Source organism: Lacihabitans sp. CS3-21 (assembly GCF_024343675.1).
Classification (GTDB): domain Bacteria; phylum Bacteroidota; class Bacteroidia; order Cytophagales; family Spirosomataceae; genus Leadbetterella.
In genome coordinates, this window is record NZ_RJUD01000087.1 from 1 (window position 1) to 1194 (window position 1194).

Below are 1194 nucleotides of genomic sequence, written 5' to 3' on the forward strand. Positions count from 1 at the left end.
CAGGGGATAAAAAAAACACGCTGACCAAAATCCTAAAAATCACTTCTGGCTCTACACCTGCAATCGGGGAATTTGTCAATGATTTGTATGGGAGTATCATAGAAGCAGGTACTTATCAAGCCCCTTCTATCAAGGTGGCGGAGGCGGCCAAACTCATCGAAAACTGTCAAAGAGATGTCAATATTTCTTTTGTGAATGAGCTGGCCCTTATTTTCGAGAAAATGAATTTAGATACGACTGAGGTGCTCAAAGCCGCGGGTACCAAATGGAATTTCCTCAAGTTTCAGCCAGGCCTTGTAGGTGGGCATTGCATTGGAGTTGATCCCTACTATATGCTCTACAAATCGGAGCAACTGGGTTATTATCCTGCTCTGATTGGTTCTGGAAGGCGTATCAATGACAACATGGGTGTTTTTGTTGCCAACAAAGTGGTGAAATTGATGATCAGCAAAGGCATCAACGTGAAGGATTCCAAAGCATTGATTTTGGGCTTTACCTTCAAAGAAAACTGTCCAGATATCCGCAATACCAAAGTGATAGACATCTATAAAGAGCTTAAAGACTTCGGGATTAAAACTGACCTCTACGATCCTTGGGCCGACAACGAAGAAGTGCAACATGAGTATGGTATTGGTCTTACACCCGTATTGAATCAAAAGTACGATTTGATTATCCACGCCGTCAACCACCAAGCTTTCGAAACGCTTAATATCGCAGATTTTGCTGCTGAGAGTCATGTGTTATTTGATGTCAAAAGCACGCTGGATAAGTCTTTGGTGGATGCTAGGTTGTAGCCTTTTTCTTAAACACATAGGCACATAGAGATTATAGATTTTTTACTTTGTTTTTTTAACATCAAATGTATTGCGATATATAGATTCCTTAAATTGAGAAACTATTTTTACCACAGAGTGCTCAGAGTTATGCACGGAGGGGCACTGAGTATTTGAATCCTTGTGTCTTTTGTGGAATAGCAGGCTATCTTAATGCATAACCATTGAGGAAGTTTTTAAAATTAAGTTTATTAAAAGCATTTAGATATTTTGATTCCTAAATGCCCTTAATTCTCTTAATGTTAAACATTTGAGGCTATTTTTTTTAACATGAAGTGCATTAAGATATTAAGAAAATTAAGATATTTTCTATACTTATTTACTTAATGTTTAACCTTTCAAGAATCAGAGTTTAATTATA

General features: G+C 37.5%; 1 protein-coding gene. It reads left to right on the forward strand.

Annotation, left to right across the window (positions count from 1 at the left end):
• On the forward strand, positions 1–794 hold a 794-nt coding region (locus EGI24_RS14580; RefSeq protein ID WP_255049198.1), incomplete at its 5' end, for a nucleotide sugar dehydrogenase.
• Positions 795–1194 lie beyond the last annotated feature (400 nt).